The following is a 13,960-nucleotide window of genomic DNA, read 5'->3' as shown; positions in this document are numbered from 1 at the left end:
TTTATGATAAAATAGTGGTAAGATTATCATGCTTATTTGAGGAACAAGATACCCTTCAGGAGCGTTAAAGGCCTGTTTAGGATTTGGTGGGCTTGTATCAAAGTATTTTTGCTATTCTCTTTTTAGGAAGAAATCGAAACAAGGAGAGTAAGAAGATGAGAATATTTGTTTTAGAAGATGATTTTTCCCAGCAGACTAGGATTGAAACGACGATTGAGAAACTCTTGAAGGAACATCATATCACTCCCAGCTCTTTTGAGGTCTTTGGCAAGCCAGACCAACTGCTGGCAGAGGTGCATGAGAAGGGAGCCCATCAGCTATTCTTTTTGGATATTGAGATTCGAAATGAAGAGATGAAGGGGCTAGAAGTGGCTAGAAGGATTCGGGATCGAGACCCCTATGCCCTGATTGTCTTTGTGACGACTCACTCGGAGTTTATGCCTCTGTCCTTTCGCTACCAAGTGTCTGCTTTGGACTATATTGATAAGGCCTTGTCAGCTGAGGAGTTTGAGTCTCGTATCGAGACAGCCCTTCTCTATGCCAATAGTCAAGACAGTAAGAGTCTAGCTGAAGATTGCTTTTACTTTAAATCAAAATTTGCCCAATTTCAGTATCCTTTTAAAGAGGTTTACTATCTTGAAACGTCGCCCAGAGCCCATCGTGTTATTCTCTATACCAAGACAGACAGGCTGGAATTTACAGCGAGTTTAGAGGAGGTTTTCAAGCAGGAACCCCGTCTCTTGCAGTGCCATCGCTCTTTTCTCATCAATCCTGCCAATGTGGTTCGTTTGGATAAGAAAGAAAGACTTCTTTACTTTCCCAATGGCGGAAGCTGTATGATTGCGCGTTATAAGGTCAGGGAAGTGTCTGAAGCTATCAATAACTTACACTAAGTGAGGTAATGTAATGGAAATAGTTTGGAAGATAGTATATACATTTTTGATAGTTGGATTGGAATTGTTTATATTTTTTAAGGTGGATGGAATTGGTCTCACTTTGGAGAGAATTTTTAAGTCCTTTCTTTTTAAGATACTGTTGGCAGTTGCTTTTGTAACGATTAGCTATATAGTAGGAAATCATTACCTATCTTATTTTATGGACCCCTTGTACGGCATAGGCTTGTCTTTCTTATTGTTAAGAGGGCTTCCTAAAAAACTCCTTTTCTTTTATGGTCTCTTTCCAATGATATTGGTGAATCTCTTTTATAGAGGTATTTCTTATTTTGTGCTTCCATTTTTGGGACAAGGGCAAGTACATGATGATTACTCTTTGATTTGGTTGTGTATAATAATTTTCAATTTCTTCATTTCTCTAGCCTTTTTGAAATGGTTGAACTATGATTTTACTAGTTTGAGAAAGGAGATTCTCGATAAAGGTTTTCAAAAGTCCCTGACTACGATTAACTGGATAATGGGGACTTACTATCTAGTGATGCAAAGTCTGTCTTTCTTTGAATATGAACAAGGTATTCAATCAACGACTGTTCGCCATCTGATTCTAGTGTTTTACTTGCTCTTTTTTATGGGGATTATCAAGAAGCTGGATACCTATTTGAAGGACAAACTCCATGAGAGATTGGACCAAGAGCAGGCCTTGCGCTACAGAGATATGGAGCGATATAGTCGGCATATAGAGGAACTTTACAAGGAAGTCCGGAGCTTTCGCCATGACTACACTAACCTCTTGACCAGTTTACGTCTAGGCATTGAAGAGGAGGACATGGAGCAGATAAAAGAGGTCTACGACTCGGTCTTAAAGGATTCTAGTGAAAAATTGCAGGACAACAAATACGACCTGGGCAGATTAGTGAATATTCGTGATAAAGCCCTCAAAAGTCTCTTAGCAGGGAAATTTCTAAAAGCTAGAGATAAGAACATAGTCTTTAATGTCGAAGTTCCTGAGGAGATTCAGGTAGAGGGGATGAGCCTGCTTGATTTTCTGACTATTGTGTCTATCCTTTGTGACAATGCTATTGAAGCCAGTGCAGAGGCTAGTCAACCTCATGTTTCAATCGCCTTTTTAAAAAATGGAGCACAGGAGACCTTTATCATCGAAAACTCCATCAAAGAAGAGGGCATAGATATTTCTGAGATTTTCTCCTTTGGAGCAAGTTCTAAAGGGGAGGAGAGAGGAGTTGGTCTCTATACTGTCATGAAAATTGTGGAAAGCCATCCTAATACCAGTCTAAATACCACCTGTCAAAATCAAGTCTTTCGTCAGGTTTTAACGGTTCACTCGATGTCAGTTGATGATTAGAAGACTTGTGGGAAGAAGTACTGCCTGTAGTCATCAATTAAAATTCCATAGTATGTGAGGTATATTAAATGAATAAGAAATCCTTTTTTATCATCTGTTCTACGTTGATTATAGCGTCGAATCTTCTCATGATTTCCGTAGTGAACAAGGGAGAAGAAACGGGGAGCAACCTGTTTGTGATTGCTATAGCCTGTGTTATGTTACCATCATTTTTGTATGCGGTTGAGAACCGAATGGCTTCTTTAATTAGGACAGAGTCAGTAGCTTTACTCTTATTGACAGTATTGTCTTTAGTCCGTCTTGTCAACAGAATAGAGAGGACGCCTGAAATTTTCAACATTATCATTACCCTCCTAGTTTTGGCAAGTGGGACAGCCTGTATCCTTGTTGCAATCATGAGAATCTATCAGAACAGACGAAAGTAAGGGTGAATAGTTTTCTATTTTGTATTTTCATATTGTCAAGTTCCCTTAGGGCAAGTATGTTTTTCATGCTTGTTTTTTAAATTTTTTAACAATTCAAGATGTTTTGATGACCATTTGTGATTTGGATGGAAAATTTTAAAAAATAGTAGTATACTAACCTTATTAAGGTTGTAATAGGACAAAAGTAAAAAGAGGTATTCCTCGTGAATGCAAAAACAATATTACCATTGGCTATTATGCTTGCTTAAAGGCTTGAGCCTGTAAGTAGAGGAGCTATACTTGGAGGTAATTATGGATTTCAAAAGTTTTCTTATTGGTTTAGTAGTTGGTATATTTGGTCCTTATATGGATGATTTAATTAGAAAAATATTTTCAAAATCTCCCAAAAAGGATACGGATAGTACCCCCTAAAAAATAAATTTCTCCCCTGTATTTGCTAGCTTAATTTACAGGGGAGTTTCTTTAATTTTGTTTCGCCTGTCAAAATGATATGTGATAGCAGGATGAAAAGTCTACAAACAAGTTGGTATCAATACAATATAAAGAGGAAAGTATGTTTTTCATGCTTGCTTTTTAAATTTTTTACAATTCAAGATGTTTTGATGACCATTTGTGATTTGAGTGATCCAAGGTCAAAATAAGTGCTATACTAATAGTGTAAAGGTTCTAGCTCAACAAACATTTAGGAGGAAATCTTATGAAGAAAAAAATACTTGTCATTTTCATCTTGTATCTAATCATGTCCATCTTTCTATATCCGCTTAGGGAGAGTGCTTGGTATCAGCTATTTTATACCATAGCCTATGTGATTGCAGTTATGATCTATTTTGCTATCAATAAAAAGAAAGGAGAAAAGAAATGAAAATTTTTCTTGCTAAAAAACGGAACATCTTCCTTGCGAGATTGTTCTTAGGTCAGTTGCCCTTGCTTGTCTCTACTTATCTATTTCTATCTCGTCAGTTTTTAAATTTTTCCTTAGTTTTCCAATTTTTTTTAGTGGTTATTAACTTAGCTTCTATTTTGGTCACTGTTTACCTCACTAGGGAAATGCGGATAAAAGAGTTTGAAGACGATGATTTGGTTAGTCCTAGAACTAATCAACTCATGTTCATCGGCTTGACAGGTTTTATGTCTATTATTTGTTTGTATAGAGGGATCACAGCAGGAGAATCCTATCAGCAATTGATTGCCTACATTGGTGCTATTCTCTGCTTGCTTATCATGCTTCTGCTCATTTGGGGCTTGAAGTATTATAAAAAGTAGCTTGTTTTATATGGGACTAACCTATGGTCTGGCAAGGGGAGGTACTAGGCTAGTCGTTGCCTTGTAGATAGTAGGAGGAGTTCTATGAAAAAACACGCTATTCTTTTCAAAACGAGTGCCATTCTTTCTTATTTATTTTTGTTTTTCGGATTGTTTTGGACAACCCAATTTTGGAGCAATTATTGGGAGTTCTCGTCTTGGGTAGGAAATCTTATCTGGATTCGAAACATCATCAGTCTTCTCTTCATCTGCTTGATGATTTGGATTTTGGTCAGGTCGGGCCATGCTTATCTCTTTCGTATCCCTAGGAAAAAGTGGTTGAGCTATTCTGTTCTGACGGTGTTAGCCGCTGTTGTACTTATCTGCTTTAACTATCTGACAGCTAAACACGTTCAGGGAACTAATGAAGGGTGGAATTTGTTTATTGCCTATAGTGAGACAAATTTTGCGGAGTTTGGTGTTTACCTAACCTTAATCGTACTAGGACCTCTGATGGAAGAATTGGTATGTAGGGGATTGCTTCAACATGCCTTCTTTAAGAATTCGAGGTGGGGGCTGGATCTTCTCTTTCCGTCATTCTTATTTGCCTTGCCCCACTTTTCTAGCTTGCCAAGTCTCGCAGATATTTTTGTCTATACGGCAGTGGGTTGTCTATTTGCCTGTCTAACGCGTTATACGAAGAGTATCTATCCTTCTTATTCGATTCATATTGTTAATAATATCATTGCAAACTTACCATTTTTGCTTACTTTTCTACATAGGGTCTTAGGGTAAAAAAACCAAAGGCTTGCTTTTCAGCCATAGAGGAGGTTATCATGTATAAACACTTATTTTTCCTAGATTCAAAAACCTTAGACTGGTTGACACCTTATATTCTGGTCTTGGCTTCTGACACCATTGCCTTTAATGTTTTTGTGCTAACCTTTGTATCTGTTGTGATGTTTTATTTTCTGAATCCCATGCTATCTTTAATGGCTATATTCTTAGGAGCTGGCGATGTGGTTGGATTTTGGTTACTAAAATGGTTTGTTTTGGAAAGGTTAGAGCTAAAGGATGACGCGTAGGAAGTCTGTTTGGTGAGGAGGATAGTTTTATGGAGTTTTTTGATCAATTTCATGCCTTTTGTTTTGGATTTTTAGTACTAATAATTGTCATTACAGTTCCTTATACGATTAACCATGGGGATTTTTTTCAAAATGAGCCTGCACTGATTATTGTAAGTCTTCTTGTAACTTTGGTGAGTGTTGCTTATGCTAGAAAGTTTGAAATGATTTCTTTTGGGATGTTAAGCAAGAAACAACTTTTACTTTTCATTGTAATCTTTCTTCTAAGTGTGCTTGAGACGTTGGTTTATATTCATTTCTTCGCTATTTCTTCTGGCGCAGGAGTTCAACACTTGGCGGAAGTCAGCAGAGGAATTTCCCTGTCTTTGATTTTGATTACCTCAGTTTTTGGACCAATCCAGGAGGAACTCATTTTCAGAGGACTTCTTCAAGGTGCGGTTTTTGACAACTCTTGGTTAGGGCTTGTGCTAACTTCCTCTCTCTTTTCTTTCATGCATGGACCTTCTAATGTCCCTTCGTTTATTTTTTATCTACTTGGGGGCTTGTTGCTGGGCTTTGCTTATAAAAAGAGCCAAAACCTATGGGTTTCTACTCTAGTTCACATGTTTTACTAATGCTTGATTTTATTGCTTTTGTAGCCAAAATGAATCGAAAAAAAGAGCGCACAAAATCCTCTTATCTGAAAGCGTTTCAGATTAAGTTCCGCTATGGTGGAAGTTAGTGTGAGACGTTTGAATAGGGTTTTAGGTTAGTTTTTAGAACTTATGTTGGAGTAATTTAGAAGACTGACAGACGTCTTCTGCAGGTATTTTAGAAATACCGAGAAGCTTAGGAATTTCTTCTCCATAAGTAAAGGCAAAGAGTTCATAAGCTGACTTTCCATTCAAAGCAGCACGTTTGACGCTGTTGACATGAGAGCAGACGAGATTGATGTCCTCTTGAGTTAAATTGTCAAAAGAAGTTCCTTTAGGTAGAATGTCGCGAATCAGCGTGTGATTTTTCTCAATTCTCCCTTTCTGGTCAGAGCGATTAGGGTCACAAAAGAAGAGTTTACTCTCTCCTCGCACATCCATTTCGATGTCATCAACCCTGGCAAACTCTCCACCATTATCGGTAAGAATGACAGGGAAGAGTTGGAAGAAATCTTTGTCCGCTTGGTGAAGAGTGTTCTTGATGTCATAGAGATGTTTGGTAACCTCAAGGGCAGTTTTATTATCCAGAAGTCTAGCGAAGATAAAGTTACAGAAAGATAGATTGAAGGTGAGTAGGACTTTACCTCCCATTCTCCCCATAACTGTGTCCATTTCCAGCCAAGAGTCTAGTTGATTCAGTGCTAAATAGTTTTGGAAATCCTCATAGGAACGGCCTTTTTTAGCTTCTTTAGGGATGGAAGGTAGCTTACTTTTTCGTCTTTCTTTGAATTTAACGGCTCTGGCAAGATCAATCGGAGCGATAGATAGGTACCCTTTTCGGATGTGTCGATAGACAGTTGAGGAGCTGACATCAAGGTTATGAGTTTTGAGAATATGATAGATGTGTTGTCCTTTTTTAACCCCATCAGAAATGACTTTGTCCATGTCCCAGAAGGTCTTGGAATTGAGGGGAGTTCCTTCACGAGCTTCGCCAAGAGTTTGTTCGTATTGTTTTTGAGCTTGCTTAGCGAGGTAGAAGATCTTCTTATAGCCACAATTCTGTCTTCTTTTAGGGCAGCCGTTACAGACAAAGGGAGCTTTGTCGAGTAGAGGGCAAGGAAGGTTATGGCATGTAGACTCTCGGACTTGTCTGTTTCGTTTGACTTCTTTAGAAACAGTAGTCGGGTCTTTTAGAATGGATTGTCCAATAGCTTTGAAGGTTTCACTGCGCTCTAAACCTAATTGGATATCATTACGGTCTGAAAGGGTAAGGTGTTTATGTTTTGTCATAGTAGACCTCGTTTCTAACTCAAACGTCTCACACTTAATTCCACCATAAAAATCCGTTTTAGACTAATTTCCACTTTGGTCAGGCAAGTGGAAGTTACTTTGAGAAGTTACACCAGAGGCTTTTCTTTTAGAATCGGGTGTGGAGCGGTTGACGAATAGGCCAAAAACTAGTAGAATAGTAAGGAAACTTTATACGGAGGAAAGAAATGGATTTGGGTGATAATGAGCTAACACTGACTCCCATACCTGGGAAAAGTGGCAAGGCTTATATGGGTAGCTATCCTGATGGGAAGCGCATCTTTGTAAAAATGAACACCTCTCCAATCCTACCTGGTCTAGCTAGAGAACAAATTGCTCCACAATTATTATGGAGTCGCCGTTTGGCAGATGGGCGTGATATGTGTGCTCAAGAATGGTTGACAGGCAAGATATTGACCCCCTATGATATGAATCGTAAACAAATCGTCAATATTTTAACCCGCCTTCATCGCTCACGTCCGTTGATGACACAGTTGAGTCGGTTGGGCTATGCCATGGAAACACCTGTAGATTTACTACAGTCTTGGCAAGAGATGGCTCCAGACGCTTTGCGTAAAAATCATTTTATCAGTGAAGTGATGGCTGATTTACGTCAGACTATTCCAGGATTTAGAGAGGACTATGCGACCATTGTCCATGGAGATGTACGACATAGTAATTGGATTGAGACAGACAGTGGCTTGATTTATTTGGTAGATTGGGATTCGGTTCGCTTGACCGACCGCATGTTTGATGTGGCCCATATGCTCTGCCATTATATTCCAGAACATCAGTGGAAGGAATGGCTGACCTACTACGGTTATAAGTACAATCAAACGGTATTAAGTAAATTGTATTGGTACGGTCAATTGTCTTATTTGAGCCAGATTTCCAAGTATTATATGAACCAAGATTTAGAAAATGTTAATCGGGAGATTCATGGCTTGCGTCACTTCCGAGACAAGTATGGAAAGAGAAGATGAGAGTTAGAAATCGTAAAGGGGCAACAGAATTACTAGAGGCAAATCCCCAGTATGTGGTCCTCAATCCCTTGGAAGCCAAGGGGAAATGGCGGAACTTGTTTGGCAATGATAATCCCATTCATGTGGAAGTTGGAAGTGGAAAGGGTGCCTTTGTTTCAGGTATGGCCAAACAAAATCCTGATATCAACTATATCGGGATTGATATTCAAAAGTCTGTTTTGAGCTACGCTTTGGACAAGGTACTTGAAGTTGGAGTACCTAATATTAAGCTTTTGTGGGTAGATGGTTCTGACTTGACTGACTACTTTGAAGACGGTGAGATTGATCGTTTGTATCTGAACTTTTCAGATCCATGGCCGAAAAAACGCCATGAAAAGCGTCGTTTGACCTACAAGACCTTCTTGGATACCTTCAAGCGTATCTTGCCTGAAAATGGAGAAATTCATTTCAAGACGGACAACCGTGGCTTGTTTGAGTACAGTTTAGTGAGCTTTTCTCAGTATGGCATGAAGCTCAACGGCGTCTGGCTTGATTTACATGCTAGTGATTTTGAAGGCAATGTCATGACAGAATACGAGCAAAAATTCTCCAACAAGGGGCAAGTTATCTACCGAGTTGAGGCAGAATTTTAAGAAATAGCCTGAAATCAGGTTGTATAAGTGCTTTTGCTTTACATAAGTTGGCAAACGTGCTATACTAAGAGTAAGAATATGAAAAGTGAGGCGGGGAAATATCTTCGCCTCTTGCTTATGAGGAGGTGGACGCAATCGCAACAATCGTAGAATTAGTCAGAGAAGTTGTAGAACCTGTCATAGAAGCTCCTTTCGAACTCGTGGATATCGAGTATGGAAAGATTGGCAGTGACATGATTCTCAGTATTTTTGTAGATAAACCTGAAGGAATTACCTTGAACGACACAGCGGACTTGACAGAAATAATCAGTCCTGTCCTAGATACTATCAAGCCGGATCCCTTCCCAGAACAATATTTCCTAGAAATCACAAGTCCAGGCTTGGAACGTCCTTTGAAAACCAAGGATGCAGTTGCTGGAGCGGTTGGGAAATACATCCATGTCGGGCTCTATCAAGCCATCGATAAGCAAAAGGTCTTTGAAGGAACCTTGTTGTCCTTTGAAGAGGACGAGTTGACCATGGAATATATGGACAAGACGCGTAAGAAAACTGTCCAAATTCCATACAGTTTAGTATCAAAAGCACGTTTAGCAGTTAAATTATAGAAAAAGAAAGGATAGCTTTTGAGGATTCAAAAGTGAAGAAAACATGAGTAAAGAAATGCTAGAGGCCTTCCGCATTTTGGAAGAAGACAAGGGAATCAAAAAAGAAGATATCATCGACGCAGTAGTAGAGTCGCTTCGTTCCGCTTATCGCAGACGCTATGGTCAATCAGACAGCGTAGCTATTGACTTTAACGAAAAAACAGGTGACTTTACAGTCTATACTGTCCGTGAAGTGGTTGATGAAGTATTTGATAGCCGTTTGGAAATCAGTTTGAAAGATGCTCTTGCCATTAATTCAGCCTATGAACTTGGTGATAAAATCAAGTTTGAAGAAGCACCTGCTGAGTTTGGTCGTGTAGCAGCCCAATCTGCCAAACAAACCATTATGGAAAAAATGCGCAAGCAAACACGTGCCATCACTTACAATACTTACAAAGAGCATGAACAAGAAATCATGTCTGGTACTGTAGAACGCTTTGACAACCGCTTTATCTATGTCAACCTTGGCAGCATCGAAGCCCAATTGTCAAAACAAGACCAAATCCCTGGTGAAGTTTTTGCTTCTCATGATCGTATCGAAGTCTATGTTTACAAGGTTGAAGACAACCCTCGTGGTGTCAACGTCTTTGTTAGCCGTAGCCATCCAGAAATGATCAAACGCTTGATGGAGCAAGAAATTCCAGAAGTTTATGACGGAACTGTTGAAATCATGAGCGTGGCTCGTGAAGCTGGTGACCGTACCAAGGTTGCCGTTCGCAGTCATAATCCAAACGTGGATGCTATCGGTACAATCGTTGGACGCGGTGGAGCCAATATCAAGAAAATCACTAGCAAATTCCACCCAGCTCGTTACGATGCCAAAAATGACCGTATGGTACCAATCGAAGAAAACATCGACGTTATCGAGTGGGTAGCAGATCCAGCTGAATTTATTTACAATGCCATCGCTCCTGCAGAGGTTGACCAAGTTATCTTTGACGAAAACGACAGCAAACGTGCCTTGGTGGTTGTTCCTGATAACAAGCTTTCTCTTGCTATCGGTCGTCGTGGGCAAAATGTTCGCTTGGCGGCTCACTTGACTGGTTACCGTATCGATATCAAGTCTGCTAGCGAATTTGAAGCCATGGAAGAAGCTGGTTCGGTAGATTTGGAAGCAGAAAACGATACTGTAGAAGAATAAAAGCTGCTAGAGGAGGGAAAGATGAAAACGAGAAAAATCCCTTTGCGCAAGTCTGTTGTGTCCAATGAAGTGATTGATAAGCGGGATTTGCTCCGCATTGTCAAAAACAAAGAAGGACAAGTATTTATCGATCCGACAGGCAAGGCCAATGGCCGTGGCGCTTATATCAAGCTAGACAACGCAGAAGCCCTAGAGGCGAAAAAGAAGAAGGTCTTTAACCGCAGCTTTAGCATGGAAGTGGAAGAAAGCTTTTATGACGAGTTGATCGCTTATGTGGATCACAAAGTGAAAAGAAGAGAGTTAGGACTTGAATAAGCAAAAGATAAGCAATCTCTTGGGGCTTGCTCAGCGAGCAGGGCGGATCATATCGGGTGAGGAATTGGTGGTTAAGGCCATTCAAGACGGCAAGGCCCAGTTGGTCTTTCTAGCCCATGATGCTGGACCCAATCTGACCAAGAAGATTCAAGATAAAAGTCATTATTATCAAGTAGAAATTGTAACCGTGTTTTCAACACTGGAATTAAGCATAGCAGTCGGAAAATCGAGAAAGGTTTTGGCTGTAACAGATGCTGGATTTACAAAGAAAATGAGGTCTCTTATGGAATAGAAGAGGAGGACATGATTTGTCTAAGAAAAGATTGTACGAAATCGCAAAAGAGCTTGGAAAAGAAAGTAAAGAAGTTGTAGCGCGTGCAAAAGAGTTGGGCTTGGATGTGAAAAGCCACTCATCAAGTGTGGAAGAAGCTGTCGCTGCAAAAATTGCTGCTAGCTTTAAGCCTGCAGCTGCTCCGAAAGTAGAAGCAAAACCTGCAGCACCAAAAGTAAGTGCAGAAAAGAAAACCGAAAAATCTGAGCCAGCTAAATCAGCTGTAGCTAAGGAAGAGGTAAAACCAGCAGCCCCAAAAGCAAGTGCAGAAAAGAAAGCCGAAAAGTCTGAACCAGTAAAACCAGCTGTAGCCAAGGAAGAGGCAAAACCAGCTGAGGCAGTCGCTCCGAAGGCAGAAAAAGTAGTGGCTAAACCGCAAAGTCGTAATTTCAAGGCTGAGCGTGAAGCACGTGCTAAAGAGCAGGCAGAACGACGCAAGCAAAATAAAGGCAATAACCGTGACCAACAACAAAACGGCAACCGTCAGAAAAACGACGGTCGTAATGGTGGGAAACAAGCTCAAGGCAACCGCGACAATCGTCGCTTTAATGACCAAGCTAAGAAACAGCAAGGTCAGCAAAATCGTAGAAATGAGCGCCGTCAGCAAGAGGACAAACGTCCAAATCAAGCGGCTCCACGTGTTGACTTTAAAGCCCGTGCAGCAGCCCTAAAAGCAGAGCAAAATGCAGAGTACGCACGTTCAAGTGAGGAACGCTTCAAGCAGTATCAGGCTGCTAAAGAAGCCTTGGCTCAAGCTAACAAACGCAAGGAACCAGAGGAAATCTTTGAAGAAGCGGCTAAGTTAGCTGAACAAGCGCAACAAGCGCAACAAGCACAGCAAGTTCAAGCAGTGGTTGAAGTCGTCCCTGAGAAAAAAGAACCTGCAGTGGATACACGTCGTAAAAAACAAGCTCGACCAGACAAAAATCGTGACGATTATGATCACGAAGAAGATGGTCCTAGAAAACAACAAAAGAATCGAAGTAGTCAAAATCAAGTGAGAAATCAAAAGAATAGTAACTGGAATAACAACAAAAAGAATAAAAAAGGCAATAACAAGAACAACCGTAATCAGGTTCCAAAACCTGTTACAGAGCGTAAATTCCATGAATTGCCAACAGAATTTGAATATACAGATGGTATGACGGTTGCGGAAATCGCAAAACGTATCAAACGTGAACCAGCTGAAATCGTTAAGAAACTCTTTATGATGGGTGTCATGGCCACACAAAACCAATCCTTGGATGGGGAAACCATTGAACTCCTCATGGTGGATTATGGTATCGAAGCCAAACAAAAGGTTGAAGTGGATAATGCTGACATCGAACGTTTCTTTGTTGAAGATGGTTATCTCAATGAAGATGAATTGGTAGAGCGTCCACCAGTTGTAACCATCATGGGACACGTTGATCACGGTAAAACAACCCTATTGGATACCCTTCGTAATTCTCGTGTTGCGACAGGTGAAGCAGGTGGTATTACTCAGCATATCGGTGCCTACCAAATCGTTGAAAATGGCAAGAAGATTACCTTCCTTGATACACCAGGACACGCGGCCTTTACATCAATGCGTGCGCGTGGTGCTTCTGTTACCGATATTACTATCTTGGTCGTAGCGGCGGATGACGGTGTTATGCCTCAGACAATCGAAGCTATTAACCACTCAAAAGCGGCTAACGTTCCAATCATCGTAGCCATCAACAAGATTGATAAACCGGGTGCCAACCCAGAACGCGTTATCGGTGAATTGGCAGAGCATGGAGTTATGTCAACTGCTTGGGGTGGAGATTCTGAATTTGTTGAAATCTCGGCTAAATTCAACCAAAACATCGAAGAATTGTTGGAAACAGTCCTTCTTGTAGCTGAAATCCAAGAACTCAAGGCAGACCCAACAGTTCGTGCGATCGGTACAGTTATCGAAGCTCGCTTGGATAAAGGAAAAGGTGCGGTCGCAACCCTTCTTGTTCAACAAGGTACCTTGAATGTTCAAGACCCAATCGTTGTCGGAAATACCTTCGGTCGTGTCCGTGCCATGACCAATGACCTTGGTCGTCGTGTTAAGGTTGCAGGGCCATCAACACCAGTTTCAATTACAGGTTTGAACGAAGCACCGATGGCGGGTGACCACTTTGCTGTTTACGAAGATGAAAAATCTGCGCGTGCAGCAGGTGAAGAGCGTGCCAAACGTGCCCTTATGAAACAACGTCAAGCTACCCAACGTGTCAGCCTTGAAAACCTCTTTGATACCCTCAAAGCTGGTGAACTTAAGTCTGTTAACGTCATCATCAAGGCAGACGTACAAGGTTCTGTTGAAGCCCTTTCTGCCTCACTTCAAAAGATCGACGTGGAAGGTGTTAAAGTTACTATCGTCCACTCAGCGGTCGGTGCTATCAACGAATCTGACGTGACCCTTGCCGAAGCTTCAAATGCCTTTATCGTTGGTTTCAACGTACGCCCTACACCACAAGCTCGTCAACAAGCAGAAGCTGATGATGTTGAAATCCGTCTCCACAGTATTATCTACAAGGTTATCGAAGAGATGGAAGAAGCCATGAAAGGGATGCTTGATCCAGAATTTGAAGAAAAAGTTATCGGTGAAGCAGTTATTCGTGAAACCTTCAAGGTATCTAAAGTGGGAACTATCGGTGGATTCATGGTTATCAACGGTAAGGTTACCCGTGACTCTAAAGTCCGTGTTATCCGTGACGGTGTCGTTATCTATGACGGCGAACTCGCAAGCTTGAAACACTACAAAGACGACGTTAAGGAAGTTACAAACGGCCGTGAAGGTGGATTGATGATCGATGGCTACAATGATATCAAGATGGATGATGTGATTGAGGCCTATGTCATGGAAGAAATCAAACGATAAGATTTTTGCTCCTTTCTTAGGTGGTGAGGGACGCAAGCAAACCGATGGTTTCATTGCTTATTTTTGAGCCTAGAGTCTCAAAAATCCACTGTGA

At 40.8% G+C, this 13,960-nt stretch carries 16 protein-coding genes; 15 read left to right on the top strand and 1 reads right to left on the bottom strand.

The window, feature by feature from the left end; genetic code table 11:
- The first annotated feature begins 155 nt into the window (after positions 1–155).
- The 8 genes from AC6I9F_RS07900 (at position 156) to AC6I9F_RS07865 (ending at position 5,622) form a co-directional block, all read left to right on the top strand.
- On the top strand, positions 156–893 hold the full coding sequence (locus tag AC6I9F_RS07900) for a response regulator transcription factor (RefSeq protein ID WP_498021541.1): 738 nt from the start codon (positions 156–158) through the stop codon (positions 891–893).
- 13 nt (positions 894–906) lie between these two features.
- Entirely contained in the window at positions 907–2,256 is a 1,350-nt protein-coding gene (locus tag AC6I9F_RS07895; RefSeq protein WP_498021539.1) for a sensor histidine kinase, read from the top strand.
- 716 nt (positions 2,257–2,972) lie between these two features.
- A complete protein-coding gene (locus AC6I9F_RS07890; protein WP_261121228.1) occupies positions 2,973–3,092 on the top strand; it encodes a PncF family bacteriocin immunity protein in 120 nt (39 codons plus the stop codon).
- Between the two features lie 286 nt (positions 3,093–3,378).
- Positions 3,379–3,543: a hypothetical protein gene (locus AC6I9F_RS07885; protein WP_498021537.1), complete on the top strand. Its 165-nt coding sequence runs from the start codon at positions 3,379–3,381 to the stop codon at positions 3,541–3,543.
- Entirely contained in the window at positions 3,540–3,944 is a 405-nt protein-coding gene (locus tag AC6I9F_RS07880) for an immunity protein (RefSeq protein ID WP_498021535.1), read from the top strand. Before AC6I9F_RS07885 ends, AC6I9F_RS07880 begins: the two co-directional genes overlap by 4 nt.
- Positions 3,945–4,028: 84 nt before the next feature.
- Positions 4,029–4,718 carry a CPBP family intramembrane glutamic endopeptidase gene (locus tag AC6I9F_RS07875; RefSeq protein WP_498021533.1) on the top strand — a complete coding sequence of 230 codons (690 nt, stop codon included), beginning with the start codon at positions 4,029–4,031 and terminating at the stop codon, positions 4,716–4,718.
- Between the two features lie 41 nt (positions 4,719–4,759).
- Complete coding sequence (gene blpZ, locus AC6I9F_RS07870) at positions 4,760–5,008, top strand: immunity protein BlpZ (RefSeq protein WP_498021531.1); 249 nt, start codon at positions 4,760–4,762, stop codon at positions 5,006–5,008.
- Between the two features lie 29 nt (positions 5,009–5,037).
- On the top strand, positions 5,038–5,622 hold the full coding sequence (locus tag AC6I9F_RS07865; protein ID WP_498021529.1) for a CPBP family intramembrane glutamic endopeptidase: 585 nt from the start codon (positions 5,038–5,040) through the stop codon (positions 5,620–5,622).
- 141 nt (positions 5,623–5,763) lie between these two features.
- Here the strand turns inward: AC6I9F_RS07865 and AC6I9F_RS07860 are convergent, their stop codons facing one another.
- The gene (locus AC6I9F_RS07860) at positions 5,764–6,930 is read right to left on the bottom strand and encodes an IS30 family transposase (RefSeq protein WP_000160552.1); all 1,167 of its coding nucleotides are present in this window, start codon (positions 6,928–6,930) and stop codon (positions 5,764–5,766) included.
- A 206-nt stretch (positions 6,931–7,136) separates the two neighbouring features.
- Between AC6I9F_RS07860 and ccrZ the strand changes: the two genes are divergently transcribed.
- The 7 genes from ccrZ (at position 7,137) to infB (ending at position 13,866) form a co-directional block, all read left to right on the top strand.
- Positions 7,137–7,931, top strand: a complete 795-nt coding sequence (gene ccrZ, locus AC6I9F_RS07855; RefSeq protein ID WP_498021527.1) for a cell cycle regulator CcrZ — start codon at positions 7,137–7,139, stop codon at positions 7,929–7,931.
- Positions 7,928–8,563, top strand: a complete 636-nt coding sequence (gene trmB, locus AC6I9F_RS07850) for a tRNA (guanosine(46)-N7)-methyltransferase TrmB (RefSeq protein WP_001266103.1) — start codon at positions 7,928–7,930, stop codon at positions 8,561–8,563. Before ccrZ ends, trmB begins: the two co-directional genes overlap by 4 nt.
- 125 nt (positions 8,564–8,688) lie before the next feature.
- Entirely contained in the window at positions 8,689–9,168 is a 480-nt protein-coding gene (rimP, locus tag AC6I9F_RS07845) for a ribosome maturation factor RimP (RefSeq protein ID WP_082888105.1), read from the top strand.
- A gap of 43 nt (positions 9,169–9,211) precedes the next feature.
- Positions 9,212–10,348 carry a transcription termination factor NusA gene (gene nusA, locus AC6I9F_RS07840; protein WP_000032274.1) on the top strand — a complete coding sequence of 379 codons (1,137 nt, stop codon included), beginning with the start codon at positions 9,212–9,214 and terminating at the stop codon, positions 10,346–10,348.
- 21 nt (positions 10,349–10,369) lie between these two features.
- Complete coding sequence (rnpM, locus tag AC6I9F_RS07835) at positions 10,370–10,663, top strand: RNase P modulator RnpM (RefSeq protein ID WP_000857562.1); 294 nt, start codon at positions 10,370–10,372, stop codon at positions 10,661–10,663.
- Positions 10,656–10,955: a YlxQ-related RNA-binding protein gene (locus tag AC6I9F_RS07830; protein ID WP_016399195.1), complete on the top strand. Its 300-nt coding sequence runs from the start codon at positions 10,656–10,658 to the stop codon at positions 10,953–10,955. The genes rnpM and AC6I9F_RS07830 overlap by 8 nt, the downstream gene beginning before the upstream one ends.
- A gap of 16 nt (positions 10,956–10,971) precedes the next feature.
- The gene (gene infB, locus AC6I9F_RS07825; RefSeq protein ID WP_498021513.1) at positions 10,972–13,866 is read left to right on the top strand and encodes a translation initiation factor IF-2; all 2,895 of its coding nucleotides are present in this window, start codon (positions 10,972–10,974) and stop codon (positions 13,864–13,866) included.
- Positions 13,867–13,960: the final 94 nt, after the last annotated feature.

This window comes from Streptococcus nakanonensis, from assembly GCF_059738785.1.
Note: the sequence above shows the minus strand (reverse complement) of the source record. Positions and strands in the feature narration are given on the sequence as shown.

Coding starts and splice junctions, on each gene's coding strand:
- AC6I9F_RS07900 (WP_498021541.1), top strand. CDS start 156: ATGAGAATATTTGTTTTAGAAGATGATTTTTCCCAGCAGACTAGGATT.
- AC6I9F_RS07895 (WP_498021539.1), top strand. CDS start 907: ATGGAAATAGTTTGGAAGATAGTATATACATTTTTGATAGTTGGATTG.
- AC6I9F_RS07890 (WP_261121228.1), top strand. CDS start 2,973: ATGGATTTCAAAAGTTTTCTTATTGGTTTAGTAGTTGGTATATTTGGT.
- AC6I9F_RS07885 (WP_498021537.1), top strand. CDS start 3,379: ATGAAGAAAAAAATACTTGTCATTTTCATCTTGTATCTAATCATGTCC.
- AC6I9F_RS07880 (WP_498021535.1), top strand. CDS start 3,540: ATGAAAATTTTTCTTGCTAAAAAACGGAACATCTTCCTTGCGAGATTG.
- AC6I9F_RS07875 (WP_498021533.1), top strand. CDS start 4,029: ATGAAAAAACACGCTATTCTTTTCAAAACGAGTGCCATTCTTTCTTAT.
- blpZ (WP_498021531.1), top strand. CDS start 4,760: ATGTATAAACACTTATTTTTCCTAGATTCAAAAACCTTAGACTGGTTG.
- AC6I9F_RS07865 (WP_498021529.1), top strand. CDS start 5,038: ATGGAGTTTTTTGATCAATTTCATGCCTTTTGTTTTGGATTTTTAGTA.
- AC6I9F_RS07860 (WP_000160552.1), bottom strand. CDS start 6,930: ATGACAAAACATAAACACCTTACCCTTTCAGACCGTAATGATATCCAA.
- ccrZ (WP_498021527.1), top strand. CDS start 7,137: ATGGATTTGGGTGATAATGAGCTAACACTGACTCCCATACCTGGGAAA.
- trmB (WP_001266103.1), top strand. CDS start 7,928: ATGAGAGTTAGAAATCGTAAAGGGGCAACAGAATTACTAGAGGCAAAT.
- nusA (WP_000032274.1), top strand. CDS start 9,212: ATGAGTAAAGAAATGCTAGAGGCCTTCCGCATTTTGGAAGAAGACAAG.
- rnpM (WP_000857562.1), top strand. CDS start 10,370: ATGAAAACGAGAAAAATCCCTTTGCGCAAGTCTGTTGTGTCCAATGAA.